The 16,470-nt window shown below is 49.6% G+C and carries 15 protein-coding genes and 1 tRNA gene; 6 read left to right on the top strand and 10 right to left on the bottom strand.

Going from position 1 to position 16,470, the window contains the following annotated elements; genetic code table 11:
* Positions 1–23: 23 nt before the first annotated feature.
* The 6 genes from ABFZ84_RS14210 to ABFZ84_RS14185 form a co-directional block, all read right to left on the bottom strand.
* Entirely contained in the window at positions 24–740 is a 717-nt protein-coding gene (locus ABFZ84_RS14210) for a flagellar hook-basal body complex protein (RefSeq protein ID WP_369314738.1), read from the bottom strand.
* On the bottom strand, positions 737–3,013 hold the full coding sequence (locus ABFZ84_RS14205) for a hypothetical protein (RefSeq protein ID WP_369314737.1): 2,277 nt from the start codon (positions 3,011–3,013) through the stop codon (positions 737–739). Before ABFZ84_RS14205 ends, ABFZ84_RS14210 begins: the two co-directional genes overlap by 4 nt.
* A gap of 1 nt (position 3,014) precedes the next feature.
* Entirely contained in the window at positions 3,015–3,884 is an 870-nt protein-coding gene (gene motA / locus ABFZ84_RS14200) for a flagellar motor stator protein MotA (RefSeq protein WP_369314736.1), read from the bottom strand.
* Between the two features lie 88 nt (positions 3,885–3,972).
* Complete coding sequence (locus tag ABFZ84_RS14195; protein ID WP_369314735.1) at positions 3,973–4,518, bottom strand: MotE family protein; 546 nt, start codon at positions 4,516–4,518, stop codon at positions 3,973–3,975.
* Positions 4,519–4,521: 3 nt separating this feature from the next.
* Positions 4,522–5,100: a hypothetical protein gene (locus ABFZ84_RS14190; RefSeq protein ID WP_369314734.1), complete on the bottom strand. Its 579-nt coding sequence runs from the start codon at positions 5,098–5,100 to the stop codon at positions 4,522–4,524.
* An 11-nt stretch (positions 5,101–5,111) separates the two neighbouring features.
* On the bottom strand, positions 5,112–5,774 hold the full coding sequence (locus tag ABFZ84_RS14185) for a flagellar basal body-associated FliL family protein (protein WP_369314733.1): 663 nt from the start codon (positions 5,772–5,774) through the stop codon (positions 5,112–5,114).
* A gap of 108 nt (positions 5,775–5,882) precedes the next feature.
* Between ABFZ84_RS14185 and fliF the strand changes: the two genes are divergently transcribed.
* The 5 genes from fliF to ABFZ84_RS14160 are packed head-to-tail and all read left to right on the top strand — an operon-like array spanning position 5,883 to position 10,275.
* Positions 5,883–7,454, top strand: coding sequence for a flagellar basal-body MS-ring/collar protein FliF (gene fliF / locus ABFZ84_RS14180; RefSeq protein WP_369314732.1), 1,572 nt, complete (start codon positions 5,883–5,885; stop codon positions 7,452–7,454).
* A complete protein-coding gene (locus tag ABFZ84_RS14175) occupies positions 7,455–8,054 on the top strand; it encodes a hypothetical protein (protein ID WP_369314731.1) in 600 nt (199 codons plus the stop codon). It begins immediately after the preceding gene.
* The gene (locus ABFZ84_RS14170) at positions 8,051–8,380 is read left to right on the top strand and encodes a FliM/FliN family flagellar motor switch protein (RefSeq protein WP_369314730.1); all 330 of its coding nucleotides are present in this window, start codon (positions 8,051–8,053) and stop codon (positions 8,378–8,380) included. The genes ABFZ84_RS14175 and ABFZ84_RS14170 overlap by 4 nt, the downstream gene beginning before the upstream one ends.
* Before the next feature lie 24 nt (positions 8,381–8,404).
* Entirely contained in the window at positions 8,405–9,178 is a 774-nt protein-coding gene (gene fliP / locus ABFZ84_RS14165) for a flagellar type III secretion system pore protein FliP (RefSeq protein WP_369314729.1), read from the top strand.
* A complete protein-coding gene (locus ABFZ84_RS14160; RefSeq protein ID WP_369314728.1) occupies positions 9,178–10,275 on the top strand; it encodes a FliG C-terminal domain-containing protein in 1,098 nt (365 codons plus the stop codon). The genes fliP and ABFZ84_RS14160 overlap by 1 nt, the downstream gene beginning before the upstream one ends.
* Before the next feature lie 4 nt (positions 10,276–10,279).
* Here the strand turns inward: ABFZ84_RS14160 and ABFZ84_RS14155 are convergent, their stop codons facing one another.
* Positions 10,280–11,230 (bottom strand): hypothetical protein, encoded by a 951-nt coding sequence (locus ABFZ84_RS14155; protein ID WP_369314727.1) that lies wholly within the window; start codon positions 11,228–11,230, stop codon positions 10,280–10,282.
* Positions 11,227–11,898 (bottom strand): hypothetical protein, encoded by a 672-nt coding sequence (locus tag ABFZ84_RS14150; RefSeq protein WP_369314726.1) that lies wholly within the window; start codon positions 11,896–11,898, stop codon positions 11,227–11,229. The genes ABFZ84_RS14155 and ABFZ84_RS14150 overlap by 4 nt, the downstream gene beginning before the upstream one ends.
* Before the next feature lie 171 nt (positions 11,899–12,069).
* Here ABFZ84_RS14150 and parC point away from each other — a divergent pair, with 171 nt between their 5' ends.
* Positions 12,070–14,346 (top strand): DNA topoisomerase IV subunit A, encoded by a 2,277-nt coding sequence (parC, locus tag ABFZ84_RS14145; RefSeq protein WP_369314725.1) that lies wholly within the window; start codon positions 12,070–12,072, stop codon positions 14,344–14,346.
* Between the two features lie 25 nt (positions 14,347–14,371).
* Here parC and ABFZ84_RS14140 read toward each other — a convergent pair whose 3' ends face one another.
* Together ABFZ84_RS14140 and ABFZ84_RS14135 are read right to left on the bottom strand one after the other, a co-directional pair.
* Positions 14,372–15,946 (bottom strand): hypothetical protein, encoded by a 1,575-nt coding sequence (locus ABFZ84_RS14140; RefSeq protein ID WP_369314724.1) that lies wholly within the window; start codon positions 15,944–15,946, stop codon positions 14,372–14,374.
* Positions 15,947–16,371: 425 nt separating this feature from the next.
* Positions 16,372–16,447, bottom strand: a tRNA-Asn gene (locus ABFZ84_RS14135).
* Positions 16,448–16,470 lie beyond the last annotated feature (23 nt).

Here is a 16,470-nt window from a genome sequence, read left to right as displayed (position 1 = left end):
CGGCCCTCCTTCTATGTCGCGCCTTAGCGTTTTCTCATTGCGTCAACTGTTTTGGAAATACGTTCATCCTCATCTTTCAAAAGTTGCTGCCCTAGTTCATAGGCGCGCTGCACTTCGATTAGGCGAGATATTTCAACGACAGTGTTGACGTTAGAACCCTCGACAAAACCTTGGCGTAGTTTTGGGTTCTCAATTATTTCAATTTCCCCCGTTGCTCGAAGAAGGTTATTACCTTCTCGTGCAAGCGTAGTTGGGTCTGCGTTGACCAGGCCTAGTTTTCCTACTGGAGCGCCGTCGGCAGCAATAGTGCCGTCCGGTGCGATGGTGATGTTTGAAGCATTGGCAGGGATGGCAATTGGTGTTCCGCCTTCACCGAGTACGCGGTTGCCATCATGGGTTACCATTTGGCCTTCTGCATCAACGAGAAAATTACCCGCGCGCGTTAGCCGTTCGCCGCGCGCCGTTTCTATTTGAAAATATCCTTCACCATCAATAGCGACATCAAATGGTGCACCGGTTTCAACCAATCCGCCGGGAGCAGGGTCAAAATAGTGACCGCCAACATTGGTTTGGGAAATGCTGCGGTCTTGTGGCCCTAATCGCTGCACATATTCGGAGAACAAAAACCCCTCGCGGCGATAGCCAGTCGTGTTTGCATTCGCTACATTGTTTGCGATGCTGGTCAGTTCTTTTGAAAGTCCCGCTTGCTTTGATAGCGCGACATAGCTGGTATTACTCATCGCCCATCTCCTTTGGCACCGAGGCCAGTTTGCATGAATACGGTCTCGCGAGAGACACCGTTTGAATAATCAGCAAGAGTATCAATTGCGCGGATGTTGAATTGTGGGGCAGCTAAAAACATGTGTGAAATAGCGGCGAGGCGAGTGGGGTTACTCGCTAAGCGTTCTTTGAGCATTGCCGGAATTTCTTTTTTGCCAGCATTGAGCGATGCGAGTGCCACGCGGGCGTCAAGTTCCGGACTTTTCTGATCCGTGGGAAGGTTTGCATAGGCATTAGCTGTCAACGACCAATCTTTCGCGCGCCACGCCGCAGAGGCGAATTGATTATTGTTTAGGCCTTTATTCATCGCTGTTTTGATGGCCTCAACAGTCGCGTCTCGTTCTTGCAAACGTTCTGTGGCCTCGATAGCGATGACGGATAATTCCTCACTGTCATGGCCATGTTTTGCAATTTCTAGGGCGCGTGTTGGATTACTGCTGTTTAACGCCGCACGAGCAGATAATGCGGCGATCTCGGCGTTCCACTCTTTGCCCAATCCCTCAAGAGCACGATTGACAAGGGCGGTAGAGCCATATGAAGCGAGTTCGCGTGCAACGGTGAGATTGATTTCTGGATCAAGTTCTGTGGCAGAACCGTTTAGGAAATCATTATACTGAAAAAATGCGTTAACTGCACTTAGCCGTGTTTCGGTGTCTTTTTGCAGAGCGTTCATAATCAAAGAGCGTGCCAGAGTTTGGCTTGCATCGCGTGACACAGGAATAGATGTGGCTGTGTTGTCTAAAACTGCGATGCCTTCATTAAAGCGGCCGGCCTCAGCCAAAGCCTTCGCGCCGGTAAAGGCTGAACGGGCATCCGATAGGGTACCGTTTCGATTAGTTGATTGCGCGGCGATGTCATCCAGCAGGCCATCATAAGCGGCTTCTGCTTTTTCGCGGTAATCTTCTGCGAGGATAGCAAGTGCTTTTGTTTGTAGCGGGCCGGGTGTTTGTGCAATTTCAGCGATCTCGTTTGTGGCCATTGCATCGTCCACCGATGCGCCGCTTTCTTGACCAAGTGCGCGTTCAATGATCGCGAGTGCAGCCGTTTTTTCGTGCCCGCGGGCCTGTTGCGCGACCTCAAAGAATGAGCGCGCGATACCTACATTCTGTGTCTCTAAAGCGTTTAATGCCAGAGCTTCGGCGATGGGAGCGCGCAAGGGTTCTGTTACATTTTTAAGCGCCGTTACATGATTTTCGCTCATTGCCGCCGTTAAACTATCGTCAGGGCCAGCGGCGGCTGCATATGCAAGCTCAAGTAGTGGGCCGCAAGCGCGATAGGGCGTGAGGGTTTTCTTTGCACGGGCTGTCGATCCGCTGGCGATATCGGCGAGAGCGGCCGCGACGACCATATTTCCGTCGCCGTCGCGCGCGAGGGAGTTCGCAACGGAGCTTGCTTCCTCAAAAAAGCCGATATGAAGATAAGCAATGGCAAGTGTATTGGCGAGATCACGTCGTTCTGCATCGTCGTCAGTGATGTCAAACCGCTGTCGTAAATTCGCAATCGTTCCATAACTGATTTGCCCCTCTACTTCTGATGGTTCAGCAAACAGTGCGGGATCAACACATGATGCCGTATCAATCATAGCTATGTCATGGTCAGGTAGAGGTGTTTCATTCACAAGAGCCTCTTCGGGTTCTGTGATTTCATGCGAAGCCAATGTGATTTCGGTAGCTTGAATTTCTTCTTCTGCTGCACGTTCATCATCAATTTTCAGCTGAACGACGCCTTGGTGTCTCGCCTCTGCAAGTAGCGAAATCATTCTGTCGCGAGCGGCGCGTAAATTCTCTGGTGTTTTATCGTCGTCTTGAACGGGAGCTTCGGCAGTTTTCGTAATTTCACCTTTTCCAAGTTCATCCGGCGTCAGAGCGACGGGGCTTGGATTAAAGATGTCGATGATGATTGAGTTTTCGGCGCTTTTTGACGTGCGCACTGGACAATCACACGTAAGCGATAGTAGCAGCGATTTTGTCGTGCCATTGACAACGGCCTTCGCTGATAAAACGCGGTGTGCTTTTCGTTTTTCAAGAATATCTGAAAGGTCGAACGCATAATCCTGCTCGGGAAAGGCGATTTCGATTTTCCGGTTTGATGTTGCAATACGCCAATCGTCCGGGGCATTCGGAATAACCAAACGTGAATATTCACCATGTTCATCCGCCCGGACGGGTAACGTCTGCGCCGCGTTAGCGGCAACAGGCATTATTAGAACAAATATGGCGATCAACGCTCGCATATTATGCGGCTTCCTTCTTAAGCGCTTTGAGCGCCTCTTCAATTTCAGCAAAATTTGGCCGATCGTGGCTTGGAATATTTCGTCGCGCGACCTCAACACACATTTGGGGGGTGTGCATTTGAAGGTGCGCGACGATTGTCTCGCGAATGAGTTTGTAAAAGCGTTGCTCTTCTTCGTTGACAGCCATAATTTTTTCAGCAAGCGGGCCAACAATAGAATAGGCGAGAAACACGCCAAGGAATGTACCAACAAGCGCACCACCGATCATCTGCCCCAAAACTTCAGGTGGTTTGTCGATTGATGCCATGGTTTTAATAACACCAAGAACAGCAGCAACAATGCCCAGTGCAGGCAGAGCATCGGCCATTTTCTGCAATGCGTGACCGCCATGCATACTTTCTTCGTGCAAGGCATCGAGTTGCTTTTCCAAAAGATCTTCGACCTGATGAGGGTTGTCAAAATTCATCAAGATTGAGCGGATCGTATCACAGATAATATCGCTAGCTTCGTGGTCCTTGGCGATTTTGGGGTAGCGTCCAAAAATTGTCGATTCGCTCGGGTTTTCGATGTGCGCTTCGGCCTGAACCGGGCTTTCCTTGGCGATACGTAAAAGTTCGTACATCAAGCAAAGAACATCTTGATAGTCAGAACGTTTCCATTTTGGCCCTTTTAGAGCCTTCACAATATCGCCGCCGGCCTGTTTAATTACCGTAAAGCTATTGCCCACGACAAAAGCGCCGACTGCGGCACCGCCAATCATCATCATCTCATAGGGAAGGGAATGGGTAATAATTCCCATCTTGCCGCCAGCAATGATATAGCCACCGAAGACCATACCGAGCGTAATTACTATTCCGAGAATCGGGCCCATGACACCACACAGTAAGAGTTTACAATTTTACGAACTCGCTTAACGAGTACAGCAGCAAGAAGTTAATCTTCGCTAAAACTGTTCAGTCTTATTGCGATTGTTGTGACTGATTTGCGAGAATTACGCTGACTAGATACGCTTTTTGCGAATCCATGTTGGCGACAACCTGTGCCGCTTGTTCATTATTCATCGCGGCCAATAGACCAGCGGCGAATTTCGCATCCATTTCATTGATGATCTGACCAGCTTGGGCCGGTTTCATACCTTCGTAAATGGCGGCGAGTTTTTGAACGTCAGCATTCCGAGCAGTTTGAACTGCGTCGATATTTTTTTGAAGCTTGTTGTTAGCAACATCGAGTTCGGCCAAGCGTTTTTCGACTTGTGCTTCATAGGTTGCTAATTCTGCTTCGCGATCAGTGATCATCGTTTCGCGTTTGTCGAGCGCGTGCATCCGGTCTTTGACAGCGGCCGCAAGCTCGCCGTCAACACAAGAGGCAACAGCCGCTGGTTGATTGAGGTGCGCGACATCATTGGCACCGGGTTTTGCGGCGATATCCGACGCGAGAACTGCTATTCGGCCAATGAAAGAGCCGAAAAAGATCACGCCGAGAACAAGTAATGCTCTGGTTTTCATGATTTAACCGGCAAGCCTTTTCATTTTCCGCGCATTGCGGGCATGCATGAGTGCAGTCGATACTTTTGACGTAGCGCGAAGTGGTGTTTCTTCTTCAGGTTCGTCAAGATAGGCGATGTTATCGTCAATCTCTGGAGGCGCATTGCGTGTACCTGGGCCATCGGGATCGGTGCCATCTTCAAGGAAAAAGTCGATTTGCTCGTCTAGACGTTCTTGCAGCGCCCGTGCTTTTTCAAGTCGCTGATCGAGAGACCCTGTTGCAACACTAGAGGCGTCGTTGACATCACGAATGGCAATTTCTGCCAGCTCGCTCAAAACGTCGATCATTTCTGTTAGCTGCGGTAGGATATCTTTGGTCTCTTCGATAAGCGGTTTTAATTCATTTATCGATTGCGCGCTCGACTCTTGGGCAAGTGTTACCGTTGATCTTGCTTGATCGACCGTATGCGACATAGTTGCGATGGTCGCGCCGAGGCCCTTTTCAGTATTTTTGAGCGCTTCTAGTTTGCGGCTCAGAATGAAGCAGTAAAATGTTGCCGCGCCCGAAGCCGCAAGCAGCATAAAGTTGACGATCATCTCCATAATAGAGCCCCTCAGGTAAGTACGAATTCTGTAATTAGAACGTTATTTAGCGTCGCATCAGGAACAATCGCCCGAACGCGCCGTAAGATTTGTGCCCGTAGGCGTGACATTGACGCTGGGTCTTCGAGTACCGAAGAATCAACAGAGCGTAGAAAAGTATTCAAGACATCCTGAATATAAAATCCATGATCTAGCATGACCTCTGCACCGTCATCGTCAGTTTCGAGGACGAGTGAAATTTTCACATGTTTTGATCGTCCTATAGGCTGAATAGAGACGACCATCGGCTCAAGTACCAAGAATGTCGCGTAGTCATGGTGCTGAATTTTGCCAATTGGCTTAACTGCGCTTTCGCCGCCATCACCCTTATCGTCGCCATGCCCTTTTGAGGCTTTTTTCTTTTTCTTTTTTTTCTTGTCGTCGCCATGATCAGTTTTTTTCTCGCCATGGTCATCCGTGACGTGATCGCCATCGGCAGATTGTTCAGCATGTTCAGGATTAGTGCTACCCGAGGGCGCGAGCACAAAAGCGGCTCCACCCGCAACGCCGGCTGCTGCCACAGCCCCAATAATCATGGGGATTAAGCCAAGGCCTTTGCTCTTAACGTCTGCCTCACCATCCTCATTTTCAGCGGGGGCGTCGGCATCAGCATTTGTCTTTTTAGCGTCTGACACGGTTTTGTGCACCTATCGATTACCAGCACACCATAGACCGCGAAACGTAAACCCAAAATTAATCAAAGAACTAGAAATTAACCAAGAAATTTCAGGAAGGTGCCCAATGTGCTTTCCAGCGAAGGTATGGCCGAAATGTTCAAATTAGCTTCTGTATGGAACCAGCTCTCAAATTCGAGAAAGGCAATCCTTGTTGGCGTCCTTGTGGCGACACTGATTGTATTCTCCGCCGTTATGAATGTTGCAACGAAACCGCGTATGGCCTTTTTATATGGCGGGTTAGATGCTTCTGCGGCGGGTGATGTCTTGAGCGCGCTGGAAACGATGGATGTCGATGCCGAAGTGCGGGGCGAGGCGATTTACGTGCCGGAGTCACGACGCGATTCACTTCGTATGGCGCTGGCCCGTCAAGGCCTACCGCGACAGGGGCAGCCTGGCTTTGAACTTCTTGACGAATTAAATGGCTTTGCAACGACTTCGGAAATGTTTGACGCTGCGTATTGGCGCGCAAAAGAAGGCGAATTAGCGCGAACCATGTTGGCGACCCCTGATGTGAAATCAGCGCGGGTTCATATTGCTGTACCGAAATCATCATCCTTTGCCCGTCGTCGTCGCGCACCAAGCGCGTCTGTTACGGTAACAATGGGCCGTGGCCGTCTTGATGTACAACAGGCAACGGCCATGCGCTATCTTATTGCGTTGGCTGTGCCAGATCTTGAGCCGGAGCAGGTTGCCATTATTGATTCAGTAAACGGAATGATCCTGAAGCCGGGTACTGATAACCCGATGTTACAAGCCGAGGGCGACGGTGCAGACCGTGAAACAAGGCTTGAAGCCAATCTTTTGAACCTTTTAGAAGCGCATGTCGGGTCGGGTAATGCCCGGGTTACGGTATCACTTGATATCGACAGAGAGCGCGAGACAGTTTCCGAGCGAATACTTGACCCCGAAAGTCGCGTGCTGATGGGGCGCGAAACTACTGATATGCAACAATCTGATACTGGGAGCGCTGGCGGTGCTGTCACTGTGGCCAGTAATCTACCTGATGGTGATGCGGCAGGTGGAAGTGGCGAGTCTCGTTCGACACGGTCAGAAACCAATGAACAAACACGGTTTGATATTTCTGAGGTCCAGCGCTCACGCGAGAAAATGCCCGGCGCAATCTCCCGGGTACATGTTGCAGTTTTGATCAATGAACCTCAGCCACAGGAGGGTGCGGAGGTAACGCCGCGCAGTGAAAACGAACTTCAATCACTTCGTGATTTGGTGACGGCGTCGGTCGGTTATGACGAAGCGCGCGGTGACATCGTTACTGTAAAGTCGATGCCATTCCACGAATATGAAGTTGTTGAAACTCCAGAATCAACTGGCGGCGTCATGTTATTTATTCAACAGAATATCATGTCGATCTTGCAAATCGTAATTCCTGCGTTGGTTGTGATCATTCTTGGTATGTTTGTGTTGAAACCTGTTTTGACACAGGATGTAAACGGCGGTGAAGGTGCGCTTGCCTTAACCGATCTGACTGAAAGTCAGGGTGCAGATGGGCAACCGGCACCCGCGCAACTTACAGCAGCCAAATCACCGTTGGATGAGCTACGCGATGTCAGTTCGAGCAATAAAGAGGCAACCACGACTTTGCTAAAATCGTGGCTCGGCGATACGGAACGGGCGGCGTAAATGGGCAATAGTGGCGCAAATTTAGCGACCTCGATTCAAGGCTCGACGCGTGGTGTGCGTTTTCCGTCGTTGACGCCTGAAAACGCGGCAATATCTGATGTTGATCGAGGGAGCGATTCTTACAAAGCTGGTTTTTCCGAAGGTCGCGCTACGATCGCGGAAGAAGCCGCAGAACAGGCAGCAGCGCATGAGACATTTGCGCGTAGCATTGAAACCGTTTTGCAAAATATTGATACTCAATATCGGAATGAGTGTATTGGACTTGTGCAACGGTTATTCGCGGCAGTGGCACCAACGCTTGCAAAAAAATCAACCATGAATGACGTAATGGCCTTGGTGGAAGAGCGTGTACTTGCAGCCCATGCCGAAATGAATTTACACGTTCACCCATCGTTGATCGCACATTTGACGGACGCACAACGTAAAATTTTGGATGAAAATCCGCTATTACATTTGCACCCGGACGAAACAGCATCTCCGGCATCCCTTGATGCAAAATGGGCGCGTGGCGGATTGTTTCATGATCCCGACAATTTGATTTCCGAGATACTTAGTGCATTAGGCGAAGCCGAGGCACCCACACAGGAGCCAGCAGAATGAGCAATGAGAGCGATATTGTAAGCGAAGATACCGATGCAGGCACAGTTGTAGCCGACATGCTAAGTGGTGATGGCGCAACCAAGAACAAAAATATTCTTGAATTGCCAGTTCGCATTGTCGTCTCGGTTGGTGCCGCTCAAATGACGGTGCAACAGCTACTAGAGTTAAAAAAAGAAACAGTTGTTGACCTTGAAGCTATGATTGACGATCCGGTCGATATCTTTGTCGGTGAACGTCTTATTGCCCGCGGAGAATTGGTTGAGGCAACTGACAATGAGAACGGAATTGGCGTTAAACTCGTCGAAATTTGCGGTCTAGGCAATTAATCCGCCTAGAGCAAAGGTAAAACAATGAGACGCTTCTTCGCGCTTTGGACAATCTCAATACTCGTGCTTTTTGCTTTGACTGGCGGAGCAGGGGCGCAGGAAATTGCGCCTAGCGATACCCCGGCGGTAGGGGAAGCTTTTGATAATGCGGTCTCCGAAGCGGGTGGCTTATCCAAGCGGATTATCCAGACATTTTTGCTGGTTACGGTTCTTAGCCTCGCGCCCGGCATTGCGATGATGGTGACCTGTTTGCCATTTATGTTGATTGTATTGTCCATTTTACGACAGGGCGTTGGCCTTCAACAGGCACCGCCAAATATGCTGATCGTCAGTGTTGCAATATTTCTTACGTATTTTGTGATGGAACCTGTCTTTAAAGAAGCGTGGGTCACGGGCGTTGAGCCGCTTTTGAACGGAACGCTTACTGAAGAAGTAGCTTTCAAAGCGATGATGGAACCATTTAGGGTTTTCATGGACGCACGCGTTGATTCTGGGGCCGTGGATATCCTACGGGATGCACGCCCGGTCGAGACTGCGCCTGCAACGGATGGCAGCACACCGCTTTCATTGTTGGTTCCGGCGTTTGTACTTTCCGAAATTCAACGGGCATTTGAAATTGGGTTCATCGTACTTTTGCCGTTTCTTGTCATTGACCTTTTGGTTGCGTCAATTTTGATGGCAATGGGTATGATGATGGTACCGCCCGCCATTGTTTCGCTACCTTTCAAGGTATCATTTTTCGTTCTGACAAATGGCTGGGTCGCCGTTTCCGGAGCACTTGTTAGAGGATATTCGTGATGGCGACGTCACTTCAAAAAACAGAATTGCGCCCTGAAGGCCATGTCGAAACGTGGTTCACAAAAACCCATAAGGCGGCAATTATTTTGGCTTCATTGAGCGCGGAAACTGCGGCGGAAATCGTTGACGAGATTAGTGACGCACAGCTACGCGCATTTGCAAAAGCATTTTCAGAATTGAAAACGGTTTCACCGCAATTATTGCAAGCTATTGCTGAAGAGTTTCTGTCCGAAGTCAATCACACTGATCAAGATTTGGCAGGCGGTGTTGACGAGGCGCGCCGTGTTCTTGGGATGATGACCGAAGAAGAACGTGCGAACCGAATTCTATCGGAGCTTGCTGGCGGCGGAACCCAGGCTGTTTGGGTGCGTATTGAACGTATTGAAGACCAAATTGTTGCGGAATATGTTCAAGCACAACGCTTGCCGGTTGCTGCGACAATTCTTTCAAAATTGAGCTTTGAGAAAACGGCACGTGTCCTCGACCATACAGAGGGTGATTACGCGAAAAAGATTTTGCTCGAACTCGCGCGCAAACAACCACCCTCAGCCGAAGCGCTAGACGCTATTGCTAATGTTCTTGAAGAAGACCTGCTGAAACCTACAGTTGGTGGCGGTGGCGACGAAGAAGAGGGGGCTTCTCCGAAGGGGAATGCCGGCGCGGTCGTTGGCGAGATCATCAACTTCCTTCCAGGGACCAAACGCGATGCATTTCTGGCCCATTTGCAAGATGTAGATCCAGAAGTTGGTTCTGAAGTCCGCAAAGCGGTTCTGACATTTGAAGAATTACATACAAGGTTGCCTGCCTCTGGTGCGCCAACTGTTTTGCGTGATCTAGAGCGTGAAACATTGTTGACTGCGATTAAACATGGCGAAACTAACGCCTCTGAGACAGTTGAATTTCTATTCGCGAATATTTCTAAGCGGATGGTCGAACAATACCGCGAGGAACTCGCCGAGATGGACGCGCCAACGGAAGCAGATGGCGAAACCGCGCAGCGGCAGGTTACTTCAATCGTGCGTTCATTGGTGTCGCAAGGTGAGTTTAAACTGACCGCGATTGTCGAAATCGAGGATGAACCGAAAACGGAAGAATAGCTCTCTATTCATTCAGTATTTTGTTGATAAGCTTGACCAAGCGTTCGGCATTCGAGATCCCATTTCGTTCAGGTCGTCCAAAATATCCATTCACCCCGGCGTGAACCATATCAGATAGAGTGTATTGTTTTATTCGCTCGTCGTGCTTTGCAATGTTCCAATTTGAATGCGGAACGATTGCCCATCTTTCCGGAAATATAATAGCTCCTAATTTTTGTATTTTATCTCCGTCGCCTACTATGTGATGAAGCTTGCTTACATATTGAAGTCCGGGGTCCGAGGCGATCACACCGCCCAACGAAATGACACTGATCGTTGCTTTAAAGCGCGCAGCAAGAAAAGACGTCGCGCCAAGTGCCACCTGTGCGCCGCCACTATATCCGATGATGGTTATGGGCGCACCGCTTCCCAATGGGTAACCAGCTTTTAAGAGAGCGTGTTCAATCACGGATGCAGCCCCTTGATTGAAAATAGGGCCATATCGGTGATCCGCAGAAACCATTACCTGAAATATATTTCTAAGGTTGATAAGCGCAGACAAGATTGATTCTCGGCCATCGAGCTTCAGTTTTTGAACACGCCTCCATGTGCGGTCAAACAGGCGTGGCGACTCGAGTAATGGTAGCCCTTGAGGCGAGTAGGGAAACACATCGCTTATGACAACTGCATGGGGTGCTGATTTTCTCAGTTTGCGGATAAAAGAATGTTCGCGCGGAAGAAGAAAATTCCCGGAAAGAGACGCCACTCCAGAAAGATAAACTACATATTGCTGCGTATGACTGACTGTGCCCGCATTCGTGTCTGTAGTGTTACGATGCTCGGGCGACGGGTCTTCTAGTTCGGCCTCAGTCCATCCGGCCCACCAGCTTAGTGTTTCTAATGGTGAGAGTGCGGCGGTGATGATGAGTGCGAAAATGCCGAAACCAAGAGCCACAAGGAGTATGCTTGAAATCATGTGCGCCCCTCGCCAGTGATGCGCTTGGCTAGGTCATCAAGAATTTTGGCTGGTGTTTGTTCCAGCGCTGACCCAGTAACAAAAAAGCGGAGGCGACCAAGGGGGCGTGCTAGAAGATGCCCCAAAAAAGTTCGTAATCCGTATGAAAGAAGCCAACCGATGGAGCCGCAAAAAAGAGCGGGCCCAACCGGCATGTCGAGCGCGACATGTAGGCCAAACACAACAAGGGCCATGGCCCATGCCTCTAGAAGGTTAGACAGGGCTACGCCAAAATAGGGTGCAAGAGACAAAAATGCGAAAAGGCGTGGCGCAAAAGCGATTGAAACCACACCGAGCACAGCGCCGATTTCTGTTGCTCCCAACGCTCCCACGCGGGTGAGAGGTGCTATTAGAATGGTCGCCAGCGCCCAAAAAATCGCGGTCACCATATAGGTCCCCCCCGTAAACGCGAGGCTGGCAATAAACCTATAGAGCGGTACACGGTTGATGACGAGAATGACGCATTGCCCGAGCATCTCTGAAACGCCAGCTAAAAATGCGATTACGAGCGCCACAGTCCGGGCCTCTGCTGAGGCCGCAACGCGAACAAATGCGGATGGCGCGAACCAGATCGCTGCCCATGCGAGCTCTATCAGAAGCGCTGGCAAGTATAGAAGATCCGCTAGCATCGATGGTCCTTGTTGGAGAATAATCGGGTTCTATCGACAGTATTTCCAGGGCCGCTAAATTCTACCGAAACGGCCTGGTTTGCCAACCGAGCCGTAAAACATGCCGTATTTGGGAAATTTGGTGTTTTCCACAGGCTGGCGAAGGGCGAAGACTCTGCTATGGCGTAGTTTATGAAAAGATCGAAAACCAAAACCGCGAAAACGGCCAAGCCCGCCAAACCAGAAGACATCTTTTTGGAGCCCTTTGATGAGGCGTTGTCGCAACGATATCTGGCCTACGCGCTGTCGACAATTACGTCGCGCGCGCTTCCAGATGTTCGGGACGGTTTAAAGCCGGTCCACCGACGCATTCTTTTTGCGATGCGCCAGATGAAACTGAATCCGACCGGGAGCTTCAAGAAATCAGCAAAAGTTGTCGGTGAAGTCATGGGTAATTTTCACCCCCATGGCGATTCGGCGATTTATGATGCCATGGTCCGACTTGCACAGGATTATTCGGTGCGGGTGCCGTTGGTTGATGGTCAGGGCAATTTCGGTAATATCGATGGCGATAACGCTGCGGCTATGCGTTACACGGAAAGTCGCATGACTGCGGCGGCGCAGTTGCTACTTGATGGTATCGACGAGGACACAGTCGATTTTCGCGAAACCTATGATGGTGAGGGGCGAGAACCAGTTGTTCTACCTGCGGCATTTCCAAATCTGTTGGCGAACGGTTCAAACGGGATCGCGGTGGGGATGGCAACATCAATTCCGCCGCATAATCCGTGCGAATTGATTGACGCATCATTGCATTTGATCAAATCACCTAATGCGCGAACAGAGACACTTTTGAAGCATGTGAAAGGTCCAGATTTCCCAACTGGCGGTGTGTGTGTTGAGGACGCGGCATCGATGGAAGAGTCATACGCGACAGGCCGTGGTAGTTTCCGTTTGAGAGCGCGCTGGGAAGTAGAGGATTTGGGTCGTGGTCGATATCAAATTGTCGTCACAGAAATTCCGTTCCAAGTTCAGAAGTCAAAATTGATTGAAAAAGTCGCGGAGCTAATGCACGCGAAAAAGCTTCCTATTTTGGCTGATATTCGTGATGAAAGCGCCGAAGATATTAGGCTGATCCTTGAGCCACGCACGGGAACCATAGACCCGGCGGCGTTGATGGAGAACTTGTTCAAGGTAACCGATTTGGAATCTCGCGCATCATTGAACATGAATGTGTTGGGCGCTGATGGCGCACCACGCGTTATGGGTTTGCGCGATGTTTTGCAGGCATATCTCGATCACCGGATTGAGGTTTTGCGCCGCCGTTCCGAGTTCCGCCTTGATAAAATTGCTAAGCGATTGGAAATTCTTGACGGGTTCTTGATTGCGTATCTCAACATTGACGAGGTCATTCGCATCATTCGTTACGAGGATGATCCGAAGGCTGAATTGATGAAGGCCTTTAAGCTTACAGAAACACAGACCGAAGCGATTTTGAATATGCGCTTGCGGTCATTGCGCAAGCTTGAAGAGATCGAGATTAAAACAGAGCACAAGGCGCTTAAAGCAGAGCAAAAAGCCCTGAAAGCGCTTTTGAAATCCGAAGATGCGCAATGGGCGAAAATTAGCGAAGAGCTGAAAGAAGTCCGCAAGATATTTGACCCTAAGTCTGATCTTGGTCGTCGTCGTACAGAAATTGCTGACGCGCCTGTTTTGGATGACATTGATCTATCTGTCCTCGTCGAAAAAGAACCGGTCACAATTGTTATCTCTGAAAAGGGGTGGGTTCGGACAATGAAGGGACATCTGGAGGACCTTAAGTCGGTTAAATATAAAGAGGGCGATCAGCAAGATTATGTCGTCCATGCTCAAACGACCGATAAGCTCATGCTCTTTGCAACAAACGGGAAGTTTTACGCACTCGATGCTTCCGGATTGCCGGGGGGGCGTGGCCATGGGGAGCCGATCCGCTTGATGGTCGATATGGGCAATGATGATGCGATTGTATCGGCTTTTATATACCAAGGTGGACGAAAGTTTTTGCTGGCATCGTCATCGGGGCATGGCTTTATTGCAAAAGAAGATGAGTGCCTTTCAAATACCCGCAAAGGAAAGCAGGTTCTGAATGTTCCTTCCGGCGCTGAAGCTGCGGTTTGTCGGCCGGTGCCCGAAAAGATTGGTGCCAACGATATGCTCGCCGCCATTGGCGACAATAAGAAGTTTCTTGTTTTCCCGGCGACTGAACTGCCGGAGATGAGCCGAGGCAAGGGTGTCGTCCTACAGAAGTTCCAAGATGGCGGTCTTTCGGACGCAAAGCTTTTCCAGAAAAAAGAAGGGCTCACATGGACGGACAGGTCTGGCAGGACGCAAACCGTGGATGACTGGAAATCCTATGTCGGTAAGCGCGCCCAAGCGGGCCGAATAGCGCCAAAGGGCTTTCCGACGTCGAAGAAATTCGGGGCTGATTAATGCTACAAAAGCCGTGAAATGGCTATTAGTGGAGTAAACGCTGTGCCATTTTCACTTGTATAGTTTTCAGCTTATCTGCGACAACTTCCTGGTCATTGATTGCATTTTCAATGCGTCTAGCTATGTCGTCGGGATAATCCTTTGAATGCCATGCTAGCAACAGCTCGGCAGCAGCGCGTCTCGCGCCGACGCTATCGAGACCTGCCAACACTAAAGCTGGTGCTACGCCGGTGTACCGCGCGTTTGTCTGCAGCAGTATACTGACGAACTTGTCGAAGTCTGGTTGGCGCGTAAAAGTGCTGTACCCGTTTGCGTGGATACGAAAATAGTCAATACACCACTGGCTTGCCTGTTCGGCCTCTGATCGATTTTGGATGCTGTCGGCAAGTTGTCCAATTAAACCGGTGCGCAGCGGGGTAGAGCCGCGCCGAGGGAAATCAGCTCGCAAAGCCTTTAGGAGAGTGTCAAATCTTGACCAACCACGCGTTTGAACGACGATTGCCAAGGCTTCCATAAAATTTGTAGATTGTGTTGACGAGAGTGCGGTGTCTATTTTCGTGCGGTTTTCATCTACGTCAAAGACTGCCAATACTTTTTTGGCCATTACGCTGTCTCCTTGTGGGGTCCGCAAAATTATATCGTCGCTATTAGGGCCTAACAATTCTTCGTAGATGTATGCCAGCGCGTACAATTCGGGAAGGTCTAACTCCCGTCCTTCTAGGTGATCAATCAACCGAAATAATATTTCTGTTTCATTTTCGAAGAGCTTTGGATCAGTCCAAGTCACGTCATTAACGGCACCAGAGGCAAGATCCGAAAGATAATGAAGAATGCTTACAGCCAAACCGTCGTCGATTGAGGGTTGGCTGATGACGCCCAGCATATCAGTGTTTTCAAAGAGGTTTTGAATGTACGCGATATATGTTGGGTCATATTCACCCATCGTTTCCGGGCTCGGAACAGAATCATATCCGTGGCGTAGTACCCACTCTTTTACTGCCAAAGAGCTGTTGGGTGTCAGGCTTTCGATTATGTCGTCTTGTGCTTCCCAGTCACCAGCCTTAGCAAGCGAAAATAACAACCCGTCTTTTTTGAAATCTGCTTCAGACGGTATGTTGGGAACCTCTCCAATAAATTGATGATGCATCGATACCCGTTCGAGGAAAATGACCTGATCATCCATGGGAAGCGCTTTTAATATTTTCATTATACTGAGAATATTTCGAACAACGACCCAATGTGGTGAATGCTGGAGACAGTCTTGAAATAACTGTATAAGGGGCGGGGGGAGTGCATTCGCGATTGATGCTCGCTTCGCCACTAAATCAACAATTTCCTTTCGGAAGTGATGCGCACTGAGAAATGCATAGGCGTTTCTTGCTGTTAGAGCGGATTGCGTTTTCGTAAAGGCTTGCAGAGCTTTTGCGCAATTCGCCGCGAAAGGCTCGGGCTCGATTCCGAGCGGAAAAATGTCGGCGTTGATATCCGCGATAGCCGAGTCGATTTCTGATTGGGATGACCCGCCATCACCATGGACAGTAAGGTGGTCGAAAATTGATATCGTTTTGGCTGGCCAAAGCTTATAGGATCTAATCGACATTTATTCTCCGAGATGGGCTTTGGATCTGTGTGTATCTTACCCCAAACATTCGTAATGTAGGATCCTCACAAAGAAAAGGAAGCCCTGATAACACCAAGCAAGAAGCAGAAGTATTTTCGATAGAAGAAAAAAGCCGAGTGACCATGATAACTAGTTTCTAATTGCGTCATAGCAATTGAGATCATAATGCCACCCAACATTGCTTGTGCGGGAGGATCATAGATTGCGATATAGAAAATGATCGAAAGCAGCCTCGGGAATGAGGCTTATGCAAACACGAAGCTGGCGGCACAATTTTAAAAAATTTTGATAGGGTGCATATCTCGGTTCGAACCGATTTTTTCACTGACACATCAGGATAGCACATAGGTATCCTGGCCGGATTTACGGCGTCGAAGGTTAGGGGTGGGTGGGCTTAGAAAAAATGGCTCCCCGAACTGGACTCGAACCAGTGACAAGCTGATTAACAGTCAGCTGCTCTACCAACTGAGCTATCGGGGATCACCGTTGGTGGCGGCGGATAT

The sequence above is a fragment of the Hyphococcus lacteus genome (assembly GCF_041058985.1).
Lineage (GTDB): Bacteria > Pseudomonadota > Alphaproteobacteria > Caulobacterales > Parvularculaceae > Hyphococcus > Hyphococcus lacteus.
This window is presented reverse-complemented; position numbering and strand designations above follow the sequence as displayed.